Origin of the sequence: Stieleria maiorica, assembly GCF_008035925.1 — a bacterium.
Classification (GTDB): domain Bacteria; phylum Planctomycetota; class Planctomycetia; order Pirellulales; family Pirellulaceae; genus Stieleria; species Stieleria maiorica.
The window spans coordinates 2,483,990-2,507,663 of record NZ_CP036264.1 but is presented as its reverse complement, the minus strand read 5'-3'; the positions used below and the strand labels follow the sequence as shown (position 1 = coordinate 2,507,663).

General features: G+C 58.6%; 18 protein-coding genes and 1 tRNA gene. 5 read left to right on the top strand and 14 right to left on the bottom strand.

Annotated elements, in window-relative coordinates:
• Positions 1-138: 138 nt before the first annotated feature.
• From Mal15_RS08575 to Mal15_RS08560, 4 genes are all read right to left on the bottom strand, one after another.
• Positions 139-630 carry a hypothetical protein gene (locus Mal15_RS08575; RefSeq protein ID WP_147867384.1) on the bottom strand — a complete coding sequence of 164 codons (492 nt, stop codon included), beginning with the start codon at positions 628-630 and terminating at the stop codon, positions 139-141.
• Between the two features lie 1,383 nt (positions 631-2,013).
• Positions 2,014-2,736 carry a hypothetical protein gene (locus tag Mal15_RS08570; RefSeq protein ID WP_147867383.1) on the bottom strand — a complete coding sequence of 241 codons (723 nt, stop codon included), beginning with the start codon at positions 2,734-2,736 and terminating at the stop codon, positions 2,014-2,016.
• A 90-nt stretch (positions 2,737-2,826) separates the two neighbouring features.
• Positions 2,827-3,945, bottom strand: a complete 1,119-nt coding sequence (locus Mal15_RS08565; RefSeq protein ID WP_147867382.1) for a hypothetical protein — start codon at positions 3,943-3,945, stop codon at positions 2,827-2,829.
• 916 nt (positions 3,946-4,861) lie between these two features.
• The gene (locus Mal15_RS08560) at positions 4,862-6,283 is read right to left on the bottom strand and encodes a hypothetical protein (protein ID WP_233903344.1); all 1,422 of its coding nucleotides are present in this window, start codon (positions 6,281-6,283) and stop codon (positions 4,862-4,864) included.
• Positions 6,284-6,661: 378 nt separating this feature from the next.
• Here Mal15_RS08560 and Mal15_RS08555 point away from each other — a divergent pair, with 378 nt between their 5' ends.
• A complete protein-coding gene (locus tag Mal15_RS08555; protein ID WP_147867380.1) occupies positions 6,662-7,540 on the top strand; it encodes an alpha/beta hydrolase in 879 nt (292 codons plus the stop codon).
• A gap of 429 nt (positions 7,541-7,969) precedes the next feature.
• Here Mal15_RS08555 and Mal15_RS08550 read toward each other — a convergent pair whose 3' ends face one another.
• Positions 7,970-8,185, bottom strand: coding sequence for a DUF1580 domain-containing protein (locus Mal15_RS08550; protein ID WP_233903343.1), 216 nt, complete (start codon positions 8,183-8,185; stop codon positions 7,970-7,972).
• Here Mal15_RS08550 and Mal15_RS08545 point away from each other — a divergent pair.
• Positions 8,184-8,387: a hypothetical protein gene (locus tag Mal15_RS08545; RefSeq protein WP_147867379.1), complete on the top strand. Its 204-nt coding sequence runs from the start codon at positions 8,184-8,186 to the stop codon at positions 8,385-8,387. The genes Mal15_RS08550 and Mal15_RS08545 overlap by 2 nt on opposite strands.
• Before the next feature lie 385 nt (positions 8,388-8,772).
• Here Mal15_RS08545 and Mal15_RS08540 read toward each other — a convergent pair whose 3' ends face one another.
• The 6 genes from Mal15_RS08540 to Mal15_RS08515 form a co-directional block, all read right to left on the bottom strand.
• On the bottom strand, positions 8,773-10,419 hold the full coding sequence (locus Mal15_RS08540) for a hypothetical protein (protein ID WP_147867378.1): 1,647 nt from the start codon (positions 10,417-10,419) through the stop codon (positions 8,773-8,775).
• A 99-nt stretch (positions 10,420-10,518) separates the two neighbouring features.
• Positions 10,519-10,704, bottom strand: coding sequence for a DUF1580 domain-containing protein (locus Mal15_RS35080; RefSeq protein ID WP_167546683.1), 186 nt, complete (start codon positions 10,702-10,704; stop codon positions 10,519-10,521).
• 351 nt (positions 10,705-11,055) lie between these two features.
• Positions 11,056-11,742, bottom strand: coding sequence for a hypothetical protein (locus Mal15_RS08530; RefSeq protein WP_147867376.1), 687 nt, complete (start codon positions 11,740-11,742; stop codon positions 11,056-11,058).
• A 125-nt stretch (positions 11,743-11,867) separates the two neighbouring features.
• The gene (locus Mal15_RS08525) at positions 11,868-13,064 is read right to left on the bottom strand and encodes a tyrosine-type recombinase/integrase (protein WP_147867375.1); all 1,197 of its coding nucleotides are present in this window, start codon (positions 13,062-13,064) and stop codon (positions 11,868-11,870) included.
• A 144-nt stretch (positions 13,065-13,208) separates the two neighbouring features.
• Positions 13,209-13,282: transfer RNA gene (locus tag Mal15_RS08520), tRNA-Pro, on the bottom strand.
• Positions 13,283-13,508: 226 nt separating this feature from the next.
• Positions 13,509-13,967 (bottom strand): hypothetical protein, encoded by a 459-nt coding sequence (locus tag Mal15_RS08515; RefSeq protein ID WP_147867374.1) that lies wholly within the window; start codon positions 13,965-13,967, stop codon positions 13,509-13,511.
• A gap of 336 nt (positions 13,968-14,303) precedes the next feature.
• Between Mal15_RS08515 and Mal15_RS08510 the strand changes: the two genes are divergently transcribed.
• Entirely contained in the window at positions 14,304-14,861 is a 558-nt protein-coding gene (locus Mal15_RS08510; protein WP_147867373.1) for a hypothetical protein, read from the top strand.
• Complete coding sequence (locus tag Mal15_RS08505; RefSeq protein ID WP_147867372.1) at positions 14,861-16,618, top strand: DEAD/DEAH box helicase; 1,758 nt, start codon at positions 14,861-14,863, stop codon at positions 16,616-16,618. Before Mal15_RS08510 ends, Mal15_RS08505 begins: the two co-directional genes overlap by 1 nt.
• Before the next feature lie 369 nt (positions 16,619-16,987).
• On the opposite strand, the gene Mal15_RS08500 is transcribed toward Mal15_RS08505, so the two are convergent.
• The gene (locus Mal15_RS08500; RefSeq protein ID WP_147867371.1) at positions 16,988-17,746 is read right to left on the bottom strand and encodes an ABC transporter ATP-binding protein; all 759 of its coding nucleotides are present in this window, start codon (positions 17,744-17,746) and stop codon (positions 16,988-16,990) included.
• Between the two features lie 55 nt (positions 17,747-17,801).
• On the opposite strand from Mal15_RS08500, the gene Mal15_RS08495 reads away from it, so the two are divergent.
• Positions 17,802-18,701 carry a hypothetical protein gene (locus Mal15_RS08495; RefSeq protein WP_147867370.1) on the top strand — a complete coding sequence of 300 codons (900 nt, stop codon included), beginning with the start codon at positions 17,802-17,804 and terminating at the stop codon, positions 18,699-18,701.
• A 299-nt stretch (positions 18,702-19,000) separates the two neighbouring features.
• Here Mal15_RS08495 and Mal15_RS08490 read toward each other — a convergent pair whose 3' ends face one another.
• Together Mal15_RS08490 and Mal15_RS08485 are read right to left on the bottom strand one after the other, a co-directional pair.
• Complete coding sequence (locus Mal15_RS08490) at positions 19,001-20,440, bottom strand: DUF1501 domain-containing protein (protein WP_147867369.1); 1,440 nt, start codon at positions 20,438-20,440, stop codon at positions 19,001-19,003.
• Between the two features lie 14 nt (positions 20,441-20,454).
• Positions 20,455-23,610 (bottom strand): DUF1553 domain-containing protein, encoded by a 3,156-nt coding sequence (locus Mal15_RS08485; RefSeq protein WP_147867368.1) that lies wholly within the window; start codon positions 23,608-23,610, stop codon positions 20,455-20,457.
• Positions 23,611-23,674: the final 64 nt, after the last annotated feature.

The window sequence follows — 23,674 nt, the reverse complement described above, 5'->3', positions numbered from 1 at the left end:
CACGGACGTCTGCGAGAAGAAAATCCCCCCACAGAGAGAGCGACACCTCGAAACATGTGAGGTGTCGATACCGAGTATTTTGGCCGCGAGAAGAACGCGATTGGTCGTGTTAGCCAAGTCGGCGGTCAGCGGCAGGCGTCAGGCACGACCACGATCACGACGCTTCCGAGTTCCTCGGCGTCGCTCGACTTCGCGACGGTACGCGAGCGCGCCTTCGGTCACCCTCTCGACCGCCTCAGCGGTGCTGATCGACTTTTTCTGCTGTCGCTGCTCTGACGGCTGTTCTTCACGCTGCGGAGACGACTGAGTAATCGCAAGATCCCCCGGCAGTACACCGACTATCGCGTTTCGCACCGGGTCGGGGATCGTGCCATCACGGACGGCGACGCAGCGGAGTGTGGCGCCGTCCTCGGCGGTCACTTCCAGGTAGAGGCACGCTTTGGGCTGATTGTTGATCGATCCGTACTGCAGCCGGACGCGGTCGGTGGGACCCTCAGTGAGGCAGGAGCAGTGGTTCGTCACATCGAGGGAAAATCCAATCTGATCGCTGCTGGGACGCGAGGCGAGGATCTCCTCGGCCTTGTTCATTGTTTCGATGATCGATTTTTGATTGTCTTGGTTATCAGCCATTTCTCTCTGACTCCGGTTTTTGACGGTAGCTTTTCGGTTGTGCGACTCGCCCGCGACGAACGTCAGTTGGTCGTCAGCGGGGCTCGCCACGGCCTCATTGAACAGCAATCAGGGGCATCTCCCAAATCTCATGGTCGCGGCGAGATTTCTCGAGATGACCAACACGAAACTCGTGCCGACGATGTGATTCGCAGAGGGCACCGCTGAACGACATCGACGCCGAGGCCAGACAGGTCATCAGCGACGGAAGCGGGCGAAGCCTGGCTGGATGCAGCCTGGAGGCTAGCCACTGCCAGGTGCCAAGTGCCGGGTTGCCGGCGAGAGTCAACCAGCCGAGATCCTGACGCAGCGAAGAGGACGCGTCTCCTGCGGCCGGTCGACACGCTTAATCGCAGAGATCGTCAGATGACCGGAGCCACTAGAGCTTGGGGACCTAGCAGTGGCGGCAGATGCAACTGCAGCGCCGCCAAGGGGGCGCAGCAGGGTAGCAGCAAGGCAGCGGAAATGCGGCTGGAGAAACGCGGCAGAGTTGCCAAACAAATGGTACCATTTGTTTGAAGGCGGGATGGCGGCTGCGGAGTTCTTGCGAATTGATCCCCTCCCCGGGACGAAGTGCGGCGACGTCAAACCGGGGCTGAGGGGGCTGACGTCGGCAAGAGGACAGGGGCGGACAGGGTCTGTCGGTCGCTGCTACAAGTTCCGTCCAATCACCTCCTCCGGTGCATTTTCGGCGACCGTTGAATTGACCCTGTCCGCGGGTGTCCGCAGCGCGAAAGCATCAGGTCTTCGACAGCGTCGCTGTGGGCTCCTGAAGCGGTTTCCAATGCCGTGTTCAGCGACTGCGGCGAGATTCGCCGGAAGGTCTGTCAGAGTGGCTACGCGGCCGTGAGCGACGGCGGGCCGTCCGAATCAATCGTGCGGCCTGACAGCAGAACTCGGGGACGTCGACTTCCCGCCTCGTGCGATATGCGGTGACGCGTCCGCTGCTCACTGGCAGGCACATCCGGGCATCCGGCGAATTTCAGAATGGCGTCGGAAGCGACCGCCAGATTGATGCATCCGTTCAGCGCTGAAAGGCATTAGCGAGCGAACTGGCCGAAGAGGGACTACGTCGCGGTGATGGGGATACCTGCCCTGAGACTCGCCAACGCAAACGAACTCGTGGTTGCTCGAGCAACTAAATCGTGGCAATTTCAAGGGCTGAAGTGTAGTAGGGGCGGGGATGCGGCGAGACAGGAAAGAGGACGATTCTACGGAAAACGCCGCCGGCGTGTACCGCGGCGGATGGATCGCAAACAAATGGCACCAATTTTATTCCGGCGTGACGCGGGACACAACGCTGGTTTTTTGAGCGTGTCGTCGCGAAACTCGCGTATTGGCGGGTTACTGGTTGCGTGGTCTGCCGCACCCACGGGCGCCGCGAGAGCGTTTGATCGCGTTCTCCAACTGCTTGGGCGACCACTGATTTGCAGCCGCAAGTTCTCCAAAATTTACTGCCTCTTGGCGGATCAGTTCCAGGTTAGCAAAGGCGTCCCGAAGATGGCTGGTCGGCTTAAGAGTTGCTGGGGCGTACTTCACGAGTATTAGGAGGTGAGGAAGTGTCAGTTCCGGCTGGATTTGGCGGAGATCAGCCAGGACGGAGCGTTGACAGAGTCGGGCGGGGAGAGCATCGAATTGATCGATACAATTGAACGCCAGGCTTGGGGTCCGGTCCGGGGCCGGGTGTTCGCGCTTTCGAAGTTCGGCCGACAGTGCATTTTGCCAAGACAATCGTTCAACAACGATTTCCGGGCACAGATCGCTGTTTACTGGAAATCGCTCGTCGTAATTCGCCAGGCGTTCAATTGCCATTATTAGGGTCGGCCCCGGGTTGATTTCGCTACGGAGCGTCACGATTGTCGCCTGCAATGACCACCGAGTTTCCCCGCCGCCAAAACACCAGTCACGCGCGGTCGCCGCATTGTGGAAAGTCACGAGGCACCGAAGCACGTGATCCAGCTTCGATTTTTTGAAGACAAGTGTCGAAGCCAGCTCGGTGACACGATCAAGTTGAAACGGCGCGGGGCTGGCCCAGTGATTCAGTGGGTTTCTTCGGACTCTCGGCATTTTGGAGGCTCCAGGGCGGGTATTTCGAACTGTATTCGATCGGTGTTGCGTGTACGTTGACGTCAATTTGCAGGTGTCAATTTGCTCGTGTCAAACCGGGACGGTAGAGCTCGGGGCACTCGTGTTCCAGACATATGTTTCCCAAGCGTGCTGAATCTCGGATGGCAACGCGTTCATCACGACTTCTTTCGCTTCCGCCCTGATTGAGTCGCGTTGCTCGTAAAATAGGGACGTCCGCATTTGTTCGGGGAGTCCGTCCATGTGATAGACAATGATCGACTTCTTCCCGAGTTTTACGGGGTCAAAGCTCGCCTTGGTCGGTTGCTCATACTGCCCGTTTGTCGAATTTGAGCCGGAATATGTGTTTGAGATTCCCGCCGTTTGGAATAGCCACTCACGCCTCGCTACAACTTCTGGCGTGTCATCATTTTCGGCCGTTCGCATCGGGTAAGCGAGTAGATTGGCGTAGCGTGTTGACGTTATGGACCGCCCTCTCCGTTTCTTGGCATTGTTGATTCTGAAGCCAGGCACGGGCCACGTCGTGTGAGCCGACAAGCCGAATTCTTTGACTGTCAGTTCCCGCCAGAGATCATCGATGGAGAAGCGGAACGTCGGGACGTCGCAACCCGCAGCCGTCCTGAGAACGAGATGTAGATGACATGAGAGGTACTTGCTATCGGCCGTTCGTTTACAGTGGATTCCGACTACGTATTCAATGAGCGGAAACTGCTGTGTCTTGCGACGTGAAGCCTTCCTGATCTCGCTGATCAGTCGCTCTTTGGCCGCTGCGATGAACTTGACGTTCTTGATCTCGTCGCTTGCCGAGCGTGATGCTGGCGTCGTCAGAATTGTGTGAAACGCAAGCTCGCGTGACCGGTATTGAACTCCCGCCGCTCGATGGGCGGATCGCTCCTTCGACCGAATATGGCGGCAATGGTCGCATCTTGTGGTCTGGTCGCACACGTCGCAGTGTTCGGCGAGGTTTCTTTTTCCGACGCCCAGGATACGACGGCAGACGAGAGCCTTGGCAAGGCTGTTGATATAGTCAATCGTCAAAGGGTCGAACTGGTCCCTACGCATGCTGGCGATACGCGCAAGTACAGCATTTCGTTGAAAGTTAAGTCGCCGGCCGAATTCATTAACGGTTTCAAGCTTGCCGCCAACAGATATTCGGACGGGGAACTGTGGGTAGTGTGTGTTATTTTTCATGCTGTTGATGGAACCGACATATCCTCCCCGTGGGATACAAGGAGTGAATTGCACCTAGTTTGGGCACGGGAACCGTCGCAATGACGGATGGGGGTCATGCACTCATTTGTAGTCAAATGCCTGAAAACGCAAAAATTTGCCTGGTGTGAGGCGCCTACGTCACACGGCAGCACCGAATCCAGGCCGCACATGCCGCTCAGCGATGATGCTCTCGATCGGCAGCTGACGTCTGAGCAACGAGCCTCAGATCGTCAATGGATCGCTTGGCTATACGTGTCTACGGAGTCGGGGCTGTCGCTTTGTCTCAGTCTGTGCCAGCCGACGGAGGAGGGCTTCTCCTGATCGCGTAAGCGGATTCCCAAAATACGGACACTGCCCGATCGTCGACCGGCGCGTACCAGAACCCGCGAAAGAGACAGTGGAGCGGGGAACCAATCGCGGGCGTTTGACGGTAACGAATTGACTTATCCGCCCCTGAAAACCTAAACAGGTCTATCGGTGCCGATGCAGTCTACAGAAAGTGGGGCAAAACCAGCTCAGAACTGCGGTCGGAATCAACAAGGCCGTTGCAAACAAATGGCACCATTTGTTTGCCACCCCTTGGGTCAGCCGAGGCGTGAGCAACGAAACGATGTCAAAACTGACGTGAACAACACTCACACTTCCGCACTGCCGACAGGTCGGCAAATCAACCGGGTACGGACCGGTTGACAGTCGCGCCGCACTAACGGGTACCGATCGATCGGCGTCGCTCGGCACCTAGACGCCGTAGTCCCCATCTCCCGTCTTCGTCCGCGTCTATCCCTGCCAAGTCGGCAAGGGTCGCAAGCTGCGAGGCGATTTCACCGATCGTTTCGTCCTCTTCGCGCCACCAGCAACTCGGTTCTTCTGGGCGGCATTCATCCAATGCCGCGTGTCAATGTTTGACTAACCTGTCTGCAAGCTCATTGAGGTAGAATTCAAGGTAGGGATAACCGCGGTGCCGGTCGCCGGGTGAGTCTCCCGCCGCGACGATCCTTCCAGCATCGGCGGCATTGTTGGGATCGAGGCCGTGCGTCCTCTCCCATGAATCGGGCATCCCGTCGTCATCCGTATCGACCGGTGACTGCGTCGGGGTGAGCCCCTTCAAGAACCAGTCGTCGTCGGGAGCGGGTGGCGCATCGCGCCCCCACCGGCCCGTTTGGGTTTTGACTTCGTTGATGGTCTTCAGCGTCGTCCTGTCGCGGGGCCAACAGCCGGCCTTGGCAAGTACCTGATCCAGTGCGGTTTTCGCATCCACCAAATCGATTGGTGGTGTCTCGGCAGGACTGTCCACTTCAAGACCGTTATTGTTGAATTGAATCCAGCGTGGCACGCCGGCCGGCCCACTTCCCCACCGCCAGTGTCGGGGATGCCCCTGATATCCCCAGTCCTCGAAATAGTTGTCACGAACGTAGTAGGCCATGTGTGGCGACAACGCGAACGGATAAAGCCGGTCCTGCGTCTCAGGCCCACGCCGGTAGTAGTTCTTGTGCAGATTCACCGGGCTGCCAGCACGGGCTCCGTGACCATCATCGCTATAGCCGCCACGGCAGTTGTAGATCACATTGTTGCAAAAGTCGCCAGCGGCAGATTTGCGATAAGGCGCAAGGCACGGAACGCGGCGAGATTGATGCGCCCACAGGTTGTGGTGCAATGAAACCGCTCCGCTGTCTTCAGCCGTCGATATGATCCCATAATTGTGGGCACCCTTGCTGTGCCCCTGATCGTCAGATTCCTCGATCGAGCACCACTGAACGGTGACGTGGTGCGAGTGATACAGATCGATGACCTCGTCGTTGCCCCAGCTAAGAGACAGGTGGTCGAGGACGATGTTGTAGGTTCCGGAACCCGAGGGGCCGAGCCCGCCAAGCTGGATGCAGTCGCCGCCGGCACCGAGATCGCGTTTTCGGCGGACGCGGAGATGGCGAATGATGACGTCATGCACACCGTGATCGTAACTTGAAACAATCCCCTCAATCGTGATGCCCGCGCCTGGAGCTGTTTGACCGGCGATCGTGATGTACGGTTCTTTGATTCGGATATCGCCTCGAATGACACCACTCACTTCAAAGACAACGATTCGGGGGCCCCGCGCGCCGCACGCCTCGGCTAAGCTCCCCGGTCCGTTGGCATTCAGATTGGTGACCTTGATGACACGGCCTCCCCGGCCCCCGACGCTGACGGAGCCCCAACCCTCCGCGCCCGGAAAAGCCCTGAGTTGCGATGCGTCCACCGCCGCTACGCCCGCCACACCGCTCGTCAGGCATAACAGCATGTTCAGGCAAACGGCTCGCCACATCGTGCGAAACTTCATCATGCGTTCCTCAAGCCACCCGCGCGTTAGAACTGAACCGCCTTCCCACAGGCTGCCAGGTGTGCAGCACAGCTAAATCTGATTCCTGGTCATCCCGAACGAAATCACTTCCCCGACGACGTACCGACATGGATCATCTTAACTGCTGGCCTGAAGCAGAGCAGGCGGTGTCTGACCGAATGAAGAACAGGCAGCAGGATGCCGAGAATTCTAGGAAAATGTTCCGCGACGACCGTCGAGAACGGAATCGGTGGCACACGCCGTTTGCGTCGGATACCCTGTCCTGCTAGCTGATGTCCTTGACTCGATACCGTCGTGTGATCGTCATGCTTCACAGGGTTCCCTTCGTCAGATTCCTCATGCTTCCAGGCGGATTCAACGATGCAGATGAGATTGAGCGTGGCGCTATTGATGGGTCTTGCCTGTGGTAGCACGGCTTTGGGCCAGAATGTCGATTCGGACGTTGCTTATGTGGACGATGGCCATCTGCGTCACAAACTTGACATTTACACGCCCGAGGTGGCGGCATCCGCACCGCTGCCCGTCGTGTTTTGGATCCATGGTGGTGGCTGGCAGGTCGGCGACAAGAGCGACGTCGGCGTCAAACCGCAGGCATTGACCGAGCGTGGCTTCATCTTCGTTTCGACGAACTACCGCCTATTGCCGGAGGTCAGAATGGAGGAACTGATCAGGGATGTCGCGAAATCGCTGGGCTGGGTACACAAGCACATCGCGACGTATGGCGGTGACCCGCGGCGGATCTTTGTCGGTGGCCATTCAGCCGGTGCGCAACTGGCAGCCTTGATCTGCATCGATGAGCGGTACGTCGAAGAGGTGGGGGCTTCGCTGGATATCCTGAAAGGCTGCATTCCCGTCGATGGCGACACCTACGACATTCCCAAGATCATCATGACGGCCGAACTGCGCCAAATGCTCTACGGCGGCAAGATGTTCACGTTTGGGCATCGCCAAAAGTTCGGAAATGATCCGGAAAAACACGTCGACTTTTCCGCAGTTACGCACGTTGAGAATGGCAAAGGCATTCCGCCGTTTCTGATCCTTTACTTCTCTGGCAATCCCGATACGCGGGCCCAGGCGGGGCGTTTGGAGGAGGTGCTGCAGAGCGCCGACATTCCGGCAAAGGCTTTTGGAGCACGCGACAGCAATCACAGCCGGCTGAACAATGACTTGGGCAAGCCCGACGATCCGGCCACGATTGAGTTGTACAAGTTCCTCGATCAGCATATGGGCAGCGACTGACCGACCGAACTCCCTTAGGTCTCGTACATTCGAGTGGGAGTTTTTTTGTCGCCTAACCACTTACTCGGAGTGCTCATGCTGGCTCGCTTCGCCGACGCGTTTTATTATCGCTCGAAGGTGAGCCCGCGAGAGAACGCCAGAGCGGCGTCATACGTCCCCGGGACGACTGCAACGGGCCAGCTTGCCTCGGCAGCCGGCCTGGGCGACGCGGGCTGCTGGCGGCTCCAGCGTCGATTTACCGGGACAACCGTTTGGACGTCGTCCGAGCTGCTGCAGCGGGTCGCGAGAGCCATCACTGCCGAAAGAAACGACGATGCCGTCGTCGCAGTCCAATGTGGCTCGGTAGCGTCACATTTGCGAGGACACTCTTCTCGTCCAAATTTATGCGACGGTGAGGCAATGCGAGGAGTCGTAGGGTCGACTTCGTGGCTACTGAGTGCGCTCGATGAAACGCGTGAGCGCCTGCCGACTGGTGGAAATCTTTCCTCCCAGACGCAGCGTTTCGAGCTTTACGCCGTTTAGGCCTCGGCTCCGCCACCGATGAACGGTCGCGGTGTGAACGTTGACGAGCTCTGCGGCCTCCGCGAGCGGCATGAGGTCTTCGGTGAGTAGGTCCATTGCCGGGCATCGGGATTCGGTCTTCATGTTGACTGTTGGTCTGCGAGTATTTGAATCTGCGATCGAGGCGACTCCTCGAGTTCATCAGCCATTTCAGCAACAGTTGAACGTTTCGCAAAATCTTCCACCTTCCCACTTTTCTCGCGTGGGAGAGCAGGGCGAGGAGCTGCGTTCATTTCATTTCCGCATTGTCATCCTCGAAGACAGGCAGTTCGTCAATTTGTTTTGAATCAGACTTGCGCGTACCGGATCCAGCGTGACCGTAATGGTCCCGCAACCGGTCTCAAAGATCTTCCTTGGGGATTCGATCGGAATCGGGGTATAGCCATGCTCTCCCAGTCTTGCTGGGCCTGGCCGACATCGTAGTCATAGCTGCCGGCCTGTTGCTCCCAGTGGTCCAAACCGACCTTTCCCCATCGCGTAATGGCAGGAGCCCCTTCCAGTCATTCCCAGATCAGTTTGATGGCGGTCATCGTGAGTGCGGATTGGGGGCGAGACTTGCATGTCTCACCCCCTTTTGAACCCCGCTTGCCCCCGGTTGACACCCCGCTCGCCCCCGATTCATACCCGTTTCGCCCCCGCCCGCACCCCGTCCGGCATCCCGTCTGCAATCGTTAGGGGCAATGCTCTTCCCTTGGGGCGCGGACAATGCGGAACGTGCAGGTGTTGTTTTTTTTCCGTCCTGCCACAAGCACGTAGCCCCCGTAGCGCAGCCCGACGTGTTCTTGTAGGGCCCGGCTGAGCGTGGTCGGTGTGACCTTGCCATCTTTGCCGCGCGCAATCAACTCAGCAATCTCGCCGAGCACTTGCTGGTCGTCCGGAGATTCGGTTAAACGGTTGATCAAGTCGGCCGCCGTCATAGGATTCTCGTCCGCTCCGGCTTTTGCCAGGCCGGCGATCAACAGCCTGAGTCGTCGCTGGTCGGTGTCTTCCTTGGGCAGGCGGGCCGGATCCAGCGGATCGGGATAGCCCAGATACAGCACCAGCCCGCGGATCAAATAATCGAACCGTTCGAATGATCGAAACGGATCCCGATCCGTTTGCGGCATGCCGTCCAAAATGAACCTCTGCATTGCCGCGACCGTCGCATTGAGCATCTGGGAGCGGTGTTCGGCTAGGTACGTGTGAACGTCCCGCACCTTGTACTTTGTCGGTCGATCATCGCCGGGATGCTTCAATCGAATCGGTACCACGCGTCGCCACAGATCACCGCGATAGGCCAACCGATTGCCGGTAACGATCACGACCGTATGATTGGGCTCGTCGATCATCCCCATGGTCCCTCTCTCTCGGCCCGACCAGTGCGACGACGTGACGAATGATTCAAGCGCCTCTGAATTGATCGCAAGCCGCAAGTTGTCGAATAAGGCGATTGGCATACGCTTACGCACAATCGAGAGGAGTTCCAACATCATGTTGGTTGGATTGGCCGGCCGATTGTGCTTTCGTTCGTGTACCAGTAGCGAGGGCGACTCGGCCAACAGGCTTTTGCCGAGCCCGGCCCTGTCACCGTCGATCGCGAACAGTGGGGTCCGACCGTCGATGAGGTACTCGAAAGCCGCGGAAAAGAGCAGCATCAGGTATGCTGATCGGTCAGCCCCAGTTTCAAACGGAAACTCCTCAAACGGGGCGAGAACAACTTCATCGATTAACTGCCTCGCGTCTTCCGCCGTTGCAACAAATTGGATTGGCTCCCATTCGTCCATTAGATCGCAATACCATCCGTGCCCATCGTAGCCCGCTAGATCCTGGACGGTTCCATCAAGGGCCAGACGCGGAACCCGCGCGATGCCTTTCAGTTCAGGAACAATCGGCGTGTACGTATTGGCCGCGTCGACGGATTTAATCAGCCAGCTCCATTCACTCGGCTTGATGAACTCTAGGTTCGAGATCGCGACGGGAAGTAGTTCTTTCAACCGATCCTTGCCGATTGGAGCAACGCGGGCTGGACTACTTCCGTGACGCGGTACAACATGCGCCAGTCGACCGTTGTGCTGGTACAGTTGGACCTCGCGATGGTCCATTAGGTCGGCGAAATTCTTCCGCCCTAGGCGAGAGAGAGCCAGTATCGCCAGCTTAACCTTGGCTGGGTGCGGTATCTCGATCCGACCGATGGCGATGGGACCTTCTTCGGGCAGGCCTTGTAGAATGGCATCCCAATTATTGAAATTGGGTGCACCGCTCTCCGCGGATTGTTGGTCGTGGTCAGGCGTAGCGGAAAAGAACGCCTCTAATTGTTGGTCGACGTCGTCGCAAGACATGAAAAAAACTCCAAGAAAGGCGCTTCGACAATGTGCTATTCGATCGCCGTGAAGGAATGGTGTTTAAAGGGCCGAAAGCAGGCATGACGTCTCCGGCGGTCAGCGCTGAATCCCGGTGAGAAATCGTGTGACTGCCTGTTTGCTGGTCACGAAGTGTCCGCCGATTCGACAGGTTTCAAGCTTCTTGCCCTCGATCCCTCGGGTCCTGTAGCGGTGGATCGTTGCGATATGTCGATCCAAAAGGCGAGCAGCTTTGCTCAATGAAATTACGTCTTCGCTGAGCACGCGAAGACAGGGTGATTGGTCATTTTCCTGCACGTTTCCCACTCCCGTTTGCGAAGTTTACCCGCCAACGCGACGAGCATTTCGGGGAGCGAAAAACTGAATTGGCAACTCAATTCAATTGATCAGTTTTCTGCGAGGGCGAGTCTTCGAGCCGCGATTTGCGGCGTCAATAATCAAGAACTTTTTGAATTATCTCTGCCACAGATTGGGTTGACGGCAGAAAATTAGTTCGACAATTGAATTGAGTCGCGGGGAACCAGCGTGGGGTACGTACTGCAAGCGTAACCGAGATCCCTCACCAGAATTAAGAGAACTAGCATCGCACTTGACGTGGATGACGGTCTGCTTTGATCAGCGTGATCTGTTGAAAAGCGGGTCGTCGTCCTTGCTGGTCAATTCGTTCCAATCGGGGAGTCTTGTGAGTTCGTCCGAGTAAATACGAGTGACCTCCACAACTGGCTTACCCAACTTAATCGCCTTGGCGATAGGCCTGAATAGTGTGTCTGAGGATAGGTTGGAAGGATCGATTCCTAGTTTTTCCGCGATTCGCTTGTTGGTGAGTTCTTTGGGGTTTCCATGCGCCGCCAGCATTCGCAGGGCGGGCTTTATCCAACCTCTGTCTCGTGAATGCCGCTGCGATGAAGTCCGATTCTTCGTGGACGGACCTTCGAGGGAATTCAGTATGCGTTCCCACTCCTCTCGCCAACCAACGAGTTCATCAAACGTGGTTCTCGCTAGAGCATCATTGCGATTCAGTTCGGAAACCAACTTATAGCGGCGAAAGCTTCGAAATCGTTCAACAGCAGATAATACGGATTCCGCAGATTCCGACGTTGAGCGAGTGACGAGCCTCTCGATCGAGTTCAATTCTGCCTCCCACAGGTTCGACAGATCCCTCGCCGGGTTGAGAACAATCACGCAATTGTCGCCGACGTTTGTGCCGTAAGAACTGACGGATTCGACGAATCTTCGGATTGAGCTCAGTAGTCTATCGATGCCCACTTTTACTTCTTTCATCGATCTTGAGAGTTCTTTCATCGGCCTAGCACTATGATCCATCTGCTCTGAAGCAAGTGACAGGGGGCTGACTTCGTCAGCCTGGTTTCGGTTCTTTTCACAGAGCCCATGGATTCACAAGTAAGGAGTGTCTGATATAAACAACATCATGTGACGGAAGGTCTTGAAGAAAGTGATTGTCGAGCGATGTTCGTGGCAACTTGAGCTCCTGTAATCGCCCTCGCCTCTGATTCGCGAGCGTAGTGTTCCGTCATCCCGATTGTAGTGTGTCCTAGGAGCGCCGATGCGGCCTCAAGGCCGATCGCCGCTCGGATTTCGGTAGCTGTCGTGTGGCGGATTTGGGCAGGTGTCCATTTCGTCACCCCAGCCCGTTTGGCGGCTCTCTGGATCGATTGGCGATAGCTATTGGAGTTGTAGAATCGATTTTTCTTCTGATCGTAAGCGAACTCTCGCTTCTCGTACTTCAGCGGGGTAATTCGCTTGTTGCGCCGCATGGACCGGTGCCACTCGTCGGATTCGGTTGGAGAGAAGCAGTAGCTCTCCGGATGGCGGTTCATGTAGTCGGTCAAGATCTGGCGAGCATAGCCGACGATCGGAACTGCCTTTTTTACGCCGTGGTGCGATGTCTTGTGATCAGATTGGCGGTAGATCCACTCGGGTCCCGACTGATCGATGTCGCAGGGGCGGATCCGACACAGTTCGCCGGATCTCATGCCAGTGGCGAGTTGAATTCGGACCATAGCGGCCAGCACTGGCGTGAGTTCGGCGACGGTGGCGGCGATATCGGCCAGCGGAACTGGCTGCCTTGGCTCTTGTTCGCGAGCAGTTGTGTGGCCGCGTTTGAGAGGCTCCAGCGTCGTGAGCTTGTTGTAGACGTCGAATTCGATCAGTTCGACGCTCACTCCGTGCTTGAAGATGCGGCACGCGGCACGGATTTGCTCGTTGATCCATTTCCGTGATTGGTTGCCATCGGAAAGCAACGTGTCACGGACTTCCTTCAGCTTGCGAGGCCCGAACTCGGCAACAGGAACCGTTGTGTACTCGAGCTCGAAGATATCCAGCAAGGGTTTGTAGCGAACGAGGTCGGATCGACCCGAGACGTGCTCTTTCCACTCACCGATCAACTGGCCGACAGTGATAGGGGTGTCCTGCTGGTGGGTCGGGACGTCGTCGGGCATCCGCAGACCACTGGCCTGATAGATGCTCAGTAGCTCAAGATAGCGAGCGTTAGACTGGGGAGAGTTGAATTCGCCAAGGTAAAAGTCGCGACCGTTAAAGGTGACGATCGCTTGACCAGAGATGTGGTAACGATAGGCCGGTCGGGCCGTTTTTGGGCGTGCCATGATGGTGCGAACTCCGCTGTCAGGAGTTTTTCGGTAGTCTTTACCGAAAAACTCTGGAAACGGGCTGCACGTCGGCGTGACGGGGACGGCTACTGTTGCCGTTTCAGCCGGGAAAAAACGATGTCAATCATGTTGACGCAACAGTCGGGGCGACACGATTTGAACGTGCGACCTTCTGGTCCCAAACCAGACGCTCTGCCAGGCTGAGCTACGCCCCGAGTGGCGATTGTGGCGGCAAGATACCGGAGATCGACGCCGAGCGAAAGGTTCACTGGCGCACGTTTTTTCTACCGCTCCGAATTGCTTCTGAAATCCCTGCCGGCGGATGATGGCGGAGATTCGGTTCGTCCAGCCGCGTCCCCGGAGGGCACGACGGGGCAGGTCCGGGGAACGATTGGGACAATCGTTGGGGGAGCAATTGGGACAATGGCTCTACAATTGTCGCTAGCTGACTTGGGCGGGTTCGCCGTTGCCGAGTTGCGCGAGGACTTGCAGGACGCCGTTGAGATGGGCCAAACGCGGGCCGAAACGGTCCACGAACTCGTTGAGCATGAACTCGCTCTCTTCCAATCCCTCTTCGCTGTCGCAGATTTCCTCGGTCAAATTGTCCAAAAACTGCGTCTGCACCCGGCTGAGCGTCTCCGCGGCCGCTCGGCAGGACCGGGCCAACCGGGGGTTGGCTTCCTTCCACTGCTGCAGTTCGTTGGCGCGCTGCTCATTCATCGCATTATTTTGCTGGATCAAGCGTTCCAACAATTGATTCTGTTGCTGCTGGCCGGCGACCAAATGGCGGAGCAGGTCGACCACCACCTGGTCTTTCGATTTTCGAGGCTCGCTGTCTGATTCTGCCGTGACATCGATGCGGAAGACTGGCGAAAGCGGTTCGTGCTCGTATGACGACATGTGCGATAAATCCTTGGGAGCTGCGACTTTGCTTTGCTAGCGGACAAAAAATCCCGCCGGCATGTCTCGAATGAACCCCGAGTATAACCCGACAAAAATGGGCTTGTCGATTAATTGGAAACTGCCCGGAAAAAATCGCCGCCGCCGCCAGGAAAAATCGGCAGAAGCGGGTTTTCTTCATTTCCAACAAGTCGTCTCGGCGGCCGCGTGACCGTTAAAGTCAACGCAAGCAGAAAGCCGAAGTCTACCGGTGCGGTGACCACTGATTCGCCCGCGAGCTTTCTCGCGATCAAAACACCGCAAACCTCCCCGTTTCAGTTCGCGGTTTCGGAACGAATGCCTGACAACTTGCCTAAGAAAAACGACGCGACGATCGGCTACTTTACGGTCGTCAATGACGAACGGACCGGCTGGACCGGCGGTCTGCTGGTCTTGGATCGCGCGGGTCGCCCGCTGGAATTCCAATGCACCCTGCCGGTCCGCCCCACGCGAGCCCATGAAATCCTGTTCGGGCCCACCCTGCGGTCGCATCTGGTCGCGCAGGTGATCGGGAAACTTCTGCTTGCAAAGTGCCGCACGCCGCTGTCGCTGATCTGCTGTGACCTGCCGGAAGGACTGAAGGTCGAATCGTTCACGAAGTCTCCGGTCACACTGGTCCTGGAAGCCGCATCGGACGACCGCAACCCGATCTCCGCCGACTCGATTGCGGGATCGGAAACCGTGACCATCGCCGGCGCAACCTTTGTGGTCGCGATGGAACGCCATGCCGAACTGGAGGCGATCGCGGACTTCTACAACGACCTGCCCGATGCGGTGGAACCGTTCGAACGGATTCGCGAGGCGGTCAAGGAAGCCCACTCCCAACTCTCGCGGCAAAACTCGGAAGCGGCCTGATGAGTTTTTTTTCCGCCCGACCGCGCACAACGACCGCCGACGCCGCTGAGTTGACCGCCGAGATCGATCCGCTCCACTCCTGGGTCGCCGAGTCGATGTTTGCGGTCGAAACCTGCGAGCTGCCACTGCCAAGCATCGAGCCGGTCGCGATCCCCATCCGGCTGCCGAAACTGACGACACAGGTGCGCGGGTTTCAATTCCCCGACGCGGCACGTTGGATCCCACCCAATACTTCAACGCCCGACCAAGAAGCCGGCGCGGCAACCGAGGCGAAGAAGCAACGCAAGCCGGATTCAAAACGCAAGCACAACCGAATCAAGCCGCCCTCGGATATCGTCAAACTGCAAGACCGCTTGTACTACTTGCTGCAGCCGCCATTGGACCTGTTGGTCGGTAGCGGGCAGCTGAATTTCCCCTTTGATCCGTTCCCGTATCAGTTGGACGGGATGGCGTTTCTGTTCCCCCGCTACGCCGGCATCCTGGCCGACGAAATGGGACTGGGGAAAACAATGCAGGCGATCAGCACGATTCGATTGTTGCTGTGCAGCGGCGAGGTGAGGAGTGTGCTGCTGGTGTGTCCGAAGCCACTGGTGACGAACTGGTTGCGCGAATTCAGCGTGTGGGCGCCGGAGATTCCGATCGCGGCGATCGAAGGCAGTTCCGCCAAACGCGAGTTCCAGTGGCGTTCGCCTCAGGTTCCCGTGAAGGTCGCGAACTATGAGTTGCTGATGCGGGACCAATCGATCCTGACCGACGATTCAATGCATTTTGATCTGGTCGTGTTGGACGAAGCCCAACGGATCAAGAACCGCAGCAGCACCACCAGCACGGTCGTGCGCAGCATCCCGCGGACACGCTCCTGGGCGCTCACGGGGACTCCGGTGGAGAACTGTCCGGATGACCTGGTCGGCATTTTCGAGTTCCTTTCGCCGGGCTATTTGAAACCCGGAATGCCGATGCCCCAAATCGCCAAGCATGCCGGGGACTACATCCTCCGCCGCACCAAAGACATGGTGTTGGACGACATGCCGCCGAAACTGTATCGCGACGCGGAATTGGACCTGACACCGGAACAATGGTCGACTTATGAAGCGGCGGAAAAGGAAGGTGTGCTGTATCTGGAGAACCTGGAACAATCATTGACGATCCAGCACGTCTTCGAGCTGGTGTTGCGGCTGAAACAGATTTGCAACTTCGATCCGGTCACCGGCAGCAGTGCGAAGTTGGAACGATTGGTCGCGGATGTGGAAGAAGTCGCCGCGAGCGGCAAGAAGGCGATCGTGTTCAGCCAGTGGGTCAAAAGCCTGGACAAGATCCGCGACGCGCTGGAGCCGTTCGGGCCGCTGGAGTACCACGGTAAGATTCCGCAAAAGAAACGCAACACGGTGATCGACCGATTCAAGAACGACCCCGACAGCCACGTCATCTTGATGAGCTACGGAGCCGGCAGCGTCGGATTGAATTTGCAGTTCTGTGAATACGTGTTCTTGTTTGACCGCTGGTGGAATCCGGCGATCGAGGACCAGGCGATCAACCGGGCGCACCGATTGGGCGCCGCCGGGGCCGTCACGGTGACCAAGATGATGGCGATGAACACGATCGAACAGCGGATCAACGACGTGCTGGATCAAAAGCGCGAGATGTTTGACACGCTGTTTTCATCGAGCGAAACGCCGACGCGAAACGTGGGGCTGAGTCGCGAAGAGATTTTTGGGTTGTTCGATTTGCGCGCGCCTTGTGGGAAGAAGGTGGCGTAACGCCGATTGTGTGAGTGAGGGATTTGATCGTAGCGGAAGTCGACGGCGTTTTTGCAGCGCGGCCCCTCTCTGGCGTTTGCTTGCTGCGCAAACGCCGTCTCTCCCGGGGGGAGAGAATCTAAAATCGACAACCCAAACGGTGAGAAGGGGCGGCGAAAGGAACCGTCCAGCTTAGGGCGATGCTTTTCTCGCGGTACGATGGCCCTTCCGGGCCGTCGCCCGTGGGGCTCAGCGCGACGACCTAGAAAGGACGTCGTACACCCATTCAACGACCACCTCTTACCGAACCGTCCAGATCATCTGGATACGTCGCGTTTTGCCTCTGTCCTGAGCTGGACGGTCCCAAAAGCCTGGACACCAGCGCGAGGTTCAGGGCGTGACGATGCGGCCGTCGGCGAGGCGGAGGCGGTGGTCGGCACGGGCGGCGACGGCTTCGTCGTGGGTGACGACGATGAGTGTGATCGCCTGGGTGCGATTGAGTTCTTCGAGAAGGCGCAGGATCGAATCGCCGGTTTCGCTGTCGAGCGCGCCGGTCGGTTCGTCGGCCAGGATCAGCTTGGGAGCGTTGGCCAAGGCCCGGGCGATCGCCACCCGTTGGGCTTCGCCGCCGGAGAGTTGTGACGGCATGTGGTCCTCGCGTCCTGACAGTCCGACCTGTTCGAGCAATTCTTTCGCACGCGCCGATCGCTCGGCCGGCGTGTAGTCGGCTTCGAACATCGGGACTTGGACGTTTTCGGCGGCCGTCAGATTCGGCAGCAGGTAGTAGCTTTGAAACACAAAGCCGACGTTGCGGCAGCGGTGGCGATCCAGATCGCTGCGGGCGTCCAGGGGACGGCCGTCATAGTGGAGTTCACCCCGGGTGGGGCGATCGAGGCCGCCGATCAGGTTGAGCAGGGTGGTTTTTCCGCTCCCGCTTTTGCCGACGATTGCGACGTACTGTCCCGTGCGGATACAAAAGGATGCATCGGCCAACGCATCGACGTTTCCTTCGTCGTAGTGGCGACCAAGTCCCTGTGCTTCGATCAACACGTCGCCGCCGCGGCTTGATTGACGGGTGGGTGAGTCGGATGCTGGTGACGGAACGTCGTCCGCTTGCGATGATCGGGGTTCGGAACGGTGCTGGGGCATCGGCGTGATCGACGTGGTCAGGAATCAAACTCACACTCTAACGAATGTCGATGCGATGCAGTACATCCCACCCCCACGACGACGAACGATTGCCTCGGTGGTGGCTGTAGTGGCACTCGCACTGACCGTGGCACTGTGCTCCGCTGCGTCGGCCGACGACGCGGTATTTCAAGTCGCCCCGATCCAGACCGTCGCTCCGGGCACGCGGGTGCTGGATGCCCCCGGGCAGGAATCGTGGAATCGGCAGATTCTGGTGGCGTCACCCAAGATCAACAGCGGCGATGTCGATTCGGTCAGCGGATCGATCCGTGACGCGGCGACCAAGTGCGCGTTGACGATCATGGCGGAAGTCGAAACACCACTCCCCGACGGTCGGTTCGAATTGAAACGCGTCGGCGTAGGCTACAGCATCGACGGCCCCGAGGGACGGATCATTGTCTCGTCGGACACGGCGTCCGACTTGGACGTTCCGCTGGGGTTTATCGCCCGTCAAGTGTTGCGGACCAACGAGCAACAACTCGCCGACGTTTCCTTGATCGGCAAAACCTCCGCGCTGGCGTTGTTCGACGCGCCCTCGGTGATGCTGCGCAAGGGACAACACCGCAAGTATTTGACGCGCCATTTCGTTTATTTGGATCAAGCGACCGGCCAGGGCGCGATGGTGACGTGGTTGCTGGTTCCGCCGACCGACGAAGAGCATCCGATGGCGATTATCGATCAGCCGATGCGGGTGACGAAGTGGAACAGCAACGAAACCCGCAGAATCCACGTCGACGCCGACGAGTTCAACTTATTGGGCGTGCCGGGAGAGTTGGCGTTCGCACTCGAAGACCTGCCGCCGGGCATCGACGTCGCGTGGACGAAACGGGCCGCGCGGCTGGCAGGGAAGAAGACGTTTTCTTTGCCGGAGCTTCGTGAGTTGTCCGACGCATTGCGTGAAGCGATGGAGAGGTGAACGGTTTCGGGGGATACAGACAGGCGGCAAAACGATGGCGGCAAAACGATGAGAGTGAAATGCCAGCGGGAAGCGTAAGCGAGCGGCCCGGTAGGAAAGCAGGATGATGCGGGGCAGAATAATGGGGCTCGTCGACGGGTGGTCAACGGCGCCTCCTGACGATCTCGCGTTGCCCGGTGGCAGGTGGCCTGCAGATCGTCGCTCCACTTTAGAAGCGTCGATGAAATTCCTGCATTCGACGGCCCGGAAGGGCCATCGTACTTGGGGCACACGCGTGGAGGGACATCGTACTTGGACCGCTACGCGCTGATCAGTTGGTGTTGGACTTCGCCGTGGACGTCGGTCAGGCGGAAGTTGCGTCCTTGATACTTGAACGTCAACCGCTCGTGGTCGATTCCCAATTGATGCAAGATCGTGGCCTGGAGGTCATGGATATGGATCGGGTTTTCGGCGATGTTGTAACCGAATTCGTCGGTCGCGCCGTAGGTGATGCCCGGCCGGATGCCGCCGCCGGCCATCCAGACGCTGAAGCAACGCGGGTGATGGTCACGTCCGAAACTGTTGGGTGACAATTTGCCTTGGCAGTAATTCGTGCGTCCGAATTCGCCGCCCCAGATGACCAGGGTGTCTTCCAGCATGCCGCGTTGTTTCAGGTCGGCCACCAGCGCGGCGGAGGGTTGGTCGGTTTCGGCGCACTGTCGCGGCAAACCCTTCTGCAATCCGCCGTGGTGGTCCCAGCCGGGATGATACAGTTGGATGAAGCGGACGCCACGCTCGGCCAACCGCCGCGCGAGCACACAGTTGGCGGCGAACGTGCCGGGGTTCTTTGCGTCATCGCCGTACAGCTTGAAGGTGCTTTCCGGTTCATCGTTCAAGTTGGTCGCGTCGGGGATGCTGGATTGCATCCGATAGGCGAGTTCATATTGGGCGATGCGGGCTTGGACCAGCGGATCATCGGTTTGGTTCAGTTTGATCTGGTGCAACTTGGACAGCGCCCCGACCGCGCTGCGACGACTCTGCTGGTCGATCCCGTCGGGGTTGTTCAAGTACAACACGGGATCTTTGCCGCTGCGAAAACGGACCCCCTGATGGCGACTGGGCAAAAAGCCGCTGCCCCAAAGACGCGAGACGAGTGGTTGACCGCCCTTGTTCTTGGTCACCATAACGACAAACGAAGGCAAGTCGTCGTTTTCGCGTCCCAGCCCATAGTCCAACCAAGCGCCCATGCTGGGACGGCCGGGAAACATGCTGCCGGTTTGCACGAACGTCACGCCGGGGCCGTGGTTGATCGCTTCGGTGTGCATCGATCGGACGATGCACAGTTCGTCGGCAACGCCTGCCAAATGCGGCATCAGCTCACTGAGCTGGGCACCCGACTGGCCGTGACGGGAAAACTTCCAAGGCGAACCGACCAGCGGCAAACTGGATTGATTCCCACTCATCCCGGTCAAACGCTGGCCGCCGCGAACCGAAGCGGGTAATTCGGTCCCGTGTCGTTCGTTCAGCAGCGGCTTGTGGTCGAGCAGGTCCAGTTGACTGGGCGCGCCAGATTGAAACAGATAGATCACGCGTTTGGCACGCGGCGGAAAATGCAGGCCCGTCGCGGCGAGTGACGGATCGATCGCGGGTGCGGCGATCGCTTCGCGACCGGCCATCGCGGCCATCGCCAGCGCGCCCATCCCCAGTCCGCCGGCGGCGAAACATTCACGACGCAACAACGGTGCTTGAAACAAATTCATTGAACGGTTCTCTTTCATCGCTTCATCACGCTTTCGTCGTAGTTCATCAACGTTCCGATCACCACCGCGGTGGCGGCAAACGTTGCCGGGTCGACCGACCGGTCGTTCGACTGAGGGGCAAGTTTGAGTTCGCCGACCGCTAGATATTCGTTCGCGCGATCCGGGTGCTGGCCAAAGTAGGCCAGTTGGTCGGCGTACAAATCCGTGACGACTTGCTTTTCCGCTTCGGTCGGGAATCGGCTGGTCAACGTCCGGAACGCGTCACGCAGCACCGCTTCGGAATCGTCACCTTGTCGATCCAACAACCGGAACGCCAAGCCCCGTGCCGATTCGACGTACTGCGGACCGTTGAGCAACACGAACGCCTGCAACGGCGACGACGTCCGCTCGCGACGGACGCGACAGACATCGCGTTTGGCGGCGTCAAGTGTCATCATCGCGGGCGCCGGGCCGGTGCGTTTCCAGTAGGTGTAAATGCTGCGGCGATAAAGGCCTTCGCCCTGATCCCGCTGGACGGGTTTGAAGGACGCTTCGACCTCATACGGTTTGACCGGCGGACCACCGAGTTTGGAGACCAGCAGGCCAGAGACTGCCAGGGCTTGATCACGCAGCATTTCGGCGGGCAATCGGTACGCGTTGTGTCGGGCCAGCAAGCGATTTTCGGGATCTTGGTTCCAGACGTCCGGATCCGGGTGCTCGCTGGACGCCTGGTAGGTCGCGGACATCATGATCTGCTTGATCGCTCGTTTGACGTCCCAGCCGCCCTCGATGAAATCGATTGCCAGCCAATCGAGCAACTCCGGGTGCGTCGGCGGTTCGCCTTGGCTGCCAAAGTCTTCCGGGGTGCGAACCAAACCAACGCCGAAGCACAATTGCCAGAGCCGATTGACCGCGACGCGACTGGTCAGCGGGTGATCGCGGCGGAGCATCCAATCGGCCAGCCCCAGTCGATCCGGACGCGTTGCGGCGTCGAATCCCAGAATCGCCTTGGGGGTTCCTGGCGTGACCGCTTCGGCCGGCGCGTCATAAGCTCCACGTTCCAAACGGTGCGTCGTGCGGATTCCCGGCGACTCCTTCATCACCATGATCTCTTGGATCTGGTCTTGCAGTTGGGAGAGCGATCGTCGGGCCTTCGTCAGTCGCTGGCGGCTTTGGGCGACGTCCGCATTGTGTCTCCGCAGCAGGTGGTCGGCCACGGTTTGTCGTTGTGTCGACGTCCACTGAGGCGGTGACGAAGCGACCCAGGGCAGTGTTTCCTCGGGACGGGCCAGACGCTGGATTTCCAGGTCGGTCAGTTCACAATCGAACACGCGAAACGAATCCACTTCGCCGCCCGTGAAACCCCGGTCGCGAAAACGTTGCCCGATCGCCAGATTGTCGCCTCCGCCCCCGGTGATTTGCTTCGTCAAATGGTCGCGCACCGTGACCGCTTCCACGCGCCGACCGTCGATCGCGATCGACAATCCATCGGCGCGACTGGAGCCGTCGTTGGTGACGGCGACGTGCACCCAGCGGTCGACGGGGATCGGATCCGGCGTGCGAATGCGGATCGCATTGCCCGGCCAAAAATGGATCAACGACCAGCTCAGGTATCCGTCTTCGATCAGTAGTTGATAGCCGCGGCTGGCGGCGTCGGTCCAGGCCCTGGAACGGTGAAAGACGACGGCTCGTTCTTTGACATCGGGTGTCTTGATCCACAACGAGACCGAGAACGGTTGGTCGCGGCGAAAGTTACCGGTCTTTAAATTGACGACGTCGTCTCCGGTCAAACGTACGCCTTGCCCGGCCACACCGGGCACCGACCGGTTGGGCGCCGACGGCGGGGATTCGAACTCCAACGCCTCGATCGGCATCGCGAACAGCAAGGCGGACGATGGGGCGCCGGCTTGTTCATCGTCGGTACTGACATCAGCATCCGCCGGGGTGTCGAACAATTCGCGATACGCTTCGATGTCGATTTGGTTTTCGAGCGATTGGTGATAGCTGGCCCGATGCGAATCGATCTCCGTTTGCAATTTCGAAACTCGCCGGGCTTGGTCCTCGGTCGGCAATTCCAGTGTCGGCGTGGGGATCGACGGTGTGAAATAGGAATACAGGCCGGCTTCGTCGATGTTGGAAAAGAACGCCGCCAACTGGTAGTACTCCGTCTGCGTGATCGGATCGTACTTGTGCGTGTGGCATCGACAGCACTCCATCGTCAGTCCCAAAAAAGCGGTGGCAACGGTTTGGGTTCGGTCGGCGACGTACTCGATCCGAAACTCTTCCGGGACGCTGCCGCCTTCGACCTTCTGGGGGTGCAGTCGGTTGAAGGTCGTCGCCAGGATCTGCTCGCGCGAAGCATCGGGTAACAGATCGCCGGCGAGTTGCTGACGAAGAAACTGGTCGTAGCCGAGGTTGCGGTTGAAGGCGTCGACGACCCAATCTCGATAGGGCCAAACGAAACGATCGCGATCGACCTGGTAGCCGTACGTGTCGCTGTAACGTGCGACGTCCAACCAGTCGGCCGCCATCCGCTGGCCGAAACGTGGGTCGGCTAACAAACGATCAATGACGTTTTCGGTCGCTCGGGGCGACGTGTCGGCCAAGTAGCGATCCAGTTCTGCGATCGTCGGCGGCAATCCGATCAGGTCGAAGGTGATTCGTCGCAACAGCGTTTCCCGATCCGCCGCCGGAGCGAGTTGCAAGGCGTTCTGCTGCAGCCGATCGATGACAAAGTGGTCGATCGGGTTGACGGCATGATCGTCGGCAACCACCGGGACATGCGGTGCGATCGGTGATTGAAAGGACCAATGGGCTTGATAAGAAGCGCCCTGGTCAACCCAACGCCGGATCAACTGTTTCTGATTTTCCGAGAGTGATCGTTCGCTGTCCGGCGGTGGCATCAACGTGTCGGGATCGTCGCTGACGATCCGAGCGACGACTTCGCTGGCGTCCGCATCTCCGGCCACGATCGCCCATTCTTTGGCGCCGTCTTCGGTGTCCAACCGCAAGTCGGCTTCCCGCGCCGAGGCGTCCGGGCCGTGGCAGTGATAACAGTTTTCCGACAGGATCGGACGAATGTCTCGGTTGAACTGCAGAGTGTCTTGGGCGGAAACGATTCCGACGGAGGCCAGGCACAACGACAGGAAGATGACGCTACAAGGGCGACACTGGGACAACAAACGCGGCATGATGATCGACAGGCGGAACGGTCGGGTGGGACTGTGGTTGATTGTAGCTGCGACGAACGCGGCA